Raw genomic sequence first — 4,461 nt, 5'->3', positions numbered from 1 at the left:
TTCTTTGCGCAATATATGGATGCGGAAGCTGATCTCGACAATTTCGGCGAGGATGTGAACTACAAGGCGAATACGAAGCAGTTCACGACAAATGGATCACTCTCCGGCCGCTTTTATGACGGCAAGTGGCGCCCGAGCCTTTCGGCTTCCTACATGCATATTCGTCGCGATGACCGCAATCCACCGGATACCTATATTCCGACTACGGATATTGACACACGGCATACGGGGCAACGCCTGAACGGGGCATTCGACAATGCGATCGACCTGCTTGACTGGAGCACGCTTTCCTTCGGCATCCGTGCGACACGGGAGACGCTGAAGTCCACCGGCTATTCCGACAGTTTCGGCGCGGTCACGACGCAGAATTCCGATGTCGGGGAAAATGCGCTCGCCGTCTATTCGTCGAAGCATCTGAATTTTGGGGACCGTGTCTTCCTCACAGGCAGCATCCGCTATGACATGCCGGAAAATTTCGGCAATCAGGCGAGCTTCACCATTGCGCCAGCCTATTATCATCCCGCAACCGACACGCGACTGACAGCAAGCTACGGGACGGGCTTCAAGGTTCCTTCCCTCTATCAACGCTTCGGCTTTTCTCCCACGACAGCGGCGGGCGGCGGTGCGTTCCGTGGCAATCCGAATGTTGCACCCGAGAAGAACAAGGGCTGGGAAGCGGGCATTGAACAGGGCTTTTTTGACTCCCGTCTTCTTGCAAGCGTGACCTATTTCGTGAACCGGGTTGAAAATCCGATCATTGAGGACTGGAGCGCCTGGCCCAACACGACGACGATCAATGGCAGTGATTTCACCGCCAAAGGTGTCGAGAGTTCCATCGAGGCGCAGCTTCTCGACAATCTCTCGGCATCGCTTGCCTATACATTCACAGTGATGGAGCCGGGCACGACAGCGGCCACGTCGCGCCGCCCGCGGCACAAGCTCAGTTTCGCTGCGCGATGGGCGATTGACGATCTGACAACGCTCGCGACCGATATCACCTATGTCGATATCTATGCCGATCCCGCCTTCTTCGGCGGTATCATCAATCCGCCCTCCTACACCACTGTCGATCTTGCCGCGACACGCAAGATCACGGAAAGCATCACGCTGACAGGCAAGGTGACCAATCTGCTGGACAAGACCTATTACCCTGCCGATGGCTTTCAAGGAGCAGGCATAGAGGCTCTGGCAGGTGTGACCTTCTCCTTCTGAGCAAGACGAAAAATGGCGCGGGAGCCGTTCCCGCGCCTTTTTTGTTTTGCCTGTCCGGTATCAACGACCCGTGAAGTTCGGCGTGCGCTTTTCCACGAAATGGGTGACGCCTTCCTTGAAGTCTTCGCTGGCAAAGCTCTTCTGCATCTCTGCATCAGCGGTTGCGAGCGCCTCGTCGAAGCTCTGGAAAGGGGCCTTCCATATCTGCGCCTTCATCACCGCCATGGAGCGAGGTGAAACCGTTTCAGCGAGCATGGCCGCATAGTCCATGACATTCGCCATGAATTTTTCCTGCGGGAAGGTGCGGTTCACAAGGCCGATGCGCTCCGCCTCATCCGCCATGAACTTGCGTGCTGACATCAGAAGATCGAGCGCATGCGCGGGACCGACAAGCTGCGGCAACAGCCACGAGACACCGTGCTCGGCAATGAGCCCGCGGCTTGCAAAGGCGGTCGTGAATTTTGCTTCCGACCCCGCAAAGCGGATATCCGCGTATAGCGCCACAACGAGGCCGAGCCCTGCCGCCGGCCCATTGATCGCCGCGATGATCGGCTTCTTCACCTGAAGCAGATAGCCGAAACGCCCGCCATAATGCGGGCTCACATCAGGCCCAAGGCCGCTTGCGAAATCGAATGTCTCCTCGCTCGCGCCCGGACGCTCCTCCCCCTTGCGCGCTTCGATCTGCTGAAGGAGGCCCATATCGGCCCCTGCGCAGAAACCCCGGCCCGCGCCGGTGAGCACGATGACACGGACATTATCGTCAGCCACGGCGGCGGCCATGGCGCGCTTCACGCTTCTTTCCATCGCGCCCGTCCAGGCATTCAGCCTGTCAGGCCGGTTGAGCGTGAGCACCGCCACGCGGCCCTTCAACTCATAGAGCAGGTCTTCATATTCAGCCATTTTCTCCTCCCTTTGCCGCTTAGTGTCCCGATTTTGCGGCAAGTATAGGTAGAAGCGCCAGCGCTGCGACAAACTGCGCGGAACATGGCGATGGCCTCATGCGGCGGAGAGGCGTAATGTTTCCGCCATGGGGACGTTGGCAACATTTCGACAGGAAAATCAGGGCCGCTTTCAGGCGGGCCGGTTGCTCGCCATTCTGGCGATTTTCCTCCATGTTGCCGTGCCGCTTGCCCTGCAATTGGCACCGCCTTCCACCCAAGCCCTTTTCGAGACGATGATCTGCTCGGGCGGCGAGTGGAAGACGATCTATCTCGACGCTGAAGGCAACCCGGTTGAACCGGCCCCCGGCACCACATCGCAACATGACTGCACGGCTTGTGTGCATCATTGTGGCTCCGCGCTCCTTACCGCGCTGATCACCCTGCCCGCCGCAAACTGGGTGCTGCCTGCTCCGCTTCGTGCCGCCCATGCCGTTCTGGCGCAAGCCGCTGATGGCGAAAGCCATCCCCGCGCACCCCCGGCCTGATCCCGCTCGCATTCTCGTTCTGATTTTCCGGCAACGACGTCCGCTGCCTGCCGCTTGCGGACGCGAGCCCATTAGCGAGGCCACATGACCATTCGCCATTTTCTGCCGCGAAGTGCCACAAGCGCACTTTGCCTGTCGCTTGCCCTATCCCTACCCGCCGGCGCGGATGAGGTTCTGGAGATCACCATTTATCCGGGCGGCATCCATGGTGATGTCAGCCCTCTCTCCAATCTTCCATCCGCACCACAGCGCCCCGGCACGCTAACCGTTCCGGGCGTCACCGAAACACAGCGTGAATTGTCGCGCATACCGGGTGCCGTCTCCGTGGTGCCGACGACGCGCTATGATGATTCCTACGCGCATAACATCGAAGATGTGATGGACTTCACGCCGGGCGTCTTTGCGCGAAAGCGTTATGGCGCGGAGGTGCGGCTTTCCGTTCGCGGCTCCGGCCTTTCGCGCGGCTTCCATATGCGCGGGCTTGAACTGCTTCAGGATGGCGTGCCCTTCAATCTTGCGGATGGCTCGGCGGATTTTCAGGAAATCGATCCGCTGATCGCGCAGCATATTGAAGTCTATAAGGGCGGGAACGGCGTGCGCTTCGGCTCTTCCACGCTGGGCGGCGCGATCAATTTCGTGATGCCCACCGCCTATACAGCACAGGCCGCCAATCTCTTCCGTATGGAAGGTGGCAGCTACGGCACGGCACGCGTTCACGCACAGGCCGCGCGTGTCTATGGAACGACGGATGTGTTTGCCGCCATGAGTGCGAATCATGCAGACGGATATCGCGACCATGAGCGCGAGGAGAGCATTCGTTTCTCCACCAATATCGGCCACCGCTTCAACGACAGGGCGGAGACGCGTTTCTATCTCACCTCCAATGTCGTCGATCAGGATATGCCCGGCTCGCTCACCCTCGGCCAGGCGCTCAATACGCCGGAGATGGCTAATCCGGGCAGTGTCAGTGGAGATCACCAACGCAATGTCCGCTCGCTGCGCGTCGCCAACAAAACGGCGATGAAGCTGGAAGATGGCGGGCTTATCGAGCTTGGCGGCTATGCGGGCTACAAGCGGCTCTTTCATCCGATCTTTCAGGTGATTGATCAGCGTGGGCCCGTTGCCGGGTTCTTCGTGCGCTATCGCGGTGAAAGCACACTCGCAGGACTTCGCAACGTCTTCACGCTTGGCGGCGATGTGTCGTGGAGTGAGGTGGAAGCGAAGCGCTACACCAATGCCGGTGGCTCGCGCAGCCTGCCCATGACCTCCAATGCGACACAGACGGCAAGCAATCAGCGTCTCTATGCAGAGAACCAGCTTTATATTGCGGACACAGTCGCATTGGTCGGAGGCGTCACGGGCGTTGCTTCGCAGCGCAAACTGGATGACCGGCTGACCCCGGCAAATAGCGACGACACCTCATTCAATTCGCTGAACCCGAAAGTCGGGCTTTTATGGGATGCAGCAGAGAACACGCAGTTCTACGCGAATGTCAGCCGGAGCTACGAGCCACCGACCTTTACGGAGCTTGTGCAAGGGCCGGGACAATATGTGCCGCTTGATCCGCAGCGCGCCGTTACCTTCGAAGCAGGCACACGCGGCGCAAGTGCGAGCATCGCCTGGGATGTTGCGCTCTATCATGCGCGGGTGAAGGGCGAAATCGTCAACTTCACTGTGGGCGCCGGCATCCCTGCTTCGACCTTCAATGCGGATGAGACCATCCATCAGGGCATCGAAGCATCGCTCACGCTTGATCTTGGCGCCTATGGGTTTCAATCCGCCCTGCCGGAAGGAAGCCGTCTCCTGCTCGAACAGGCATACAC

Annotated in this window: 4 protein-coding genes; 3 read left to right on the top strand and 1 reads right to left on the bottom strand. The window is 59.3% G+C overall.

The annotated features are described in order from the left end of the window. On the top strand, nt 1–1,212 hold a 1,212-nt coding region (locus WBF74_RS02575; RefSeq protein ID WP_424434719.1), incomplete at its 5' end, for a TonB-dependent receptor plug domain-containing protein. 60 nt (nt 1,213–1,272) lie between these two features. On the opposite strand, the gene WBF74_RS02570 is transcribed toward WBF74_RS02575, so the two are convergent. Beyond that, nucleotides 1,273–2,112, bottom strand: a complete 840-nt coding sequence (locus WBF74_RS02570; protein ID WP_424434716.1) for an enoyl-CoA hydratase — start codon at nt 2,110–2,112, stop codon at nt 1,273–1,275. Between the two features lie 127 nt (nt 2,113–2,239). Here WBF74_RS02570 and WBF74_RS02565 point away from each other — a divergent pair, with 127 nt between their 5' ends. Beyond that, a complete protein-coding gene (locus tag WBF74_RS02565; protein WP_424434713.1) occupies nt 2,240–2,638 on the top strand; it encodes a DUF2946 family protein in 399 nt (132 codons plus the stop codon). 84 nt (nt 2,639–2,722) lie between these two features. Further along, the coding region (locus WBF74_RS02560) for a TonB-dependent receptor family protein (RefSeq protein ID WP_424434710.1) at nt 2,723–4,461 on the top strand (1,739 nt) is incomplete at its 3' end.

The organism is Parvibaculum sp., from assembly GCF_049672805.1.
Lineage (GTDB): Bacteria > Pseudomonadota > Alphaproteobacteria > Parvibaculales > Parvibaculaceae > Parvibaculum.
This window is presented reverse-complemented; position numbering and strand designations above follow the sequence as displayed.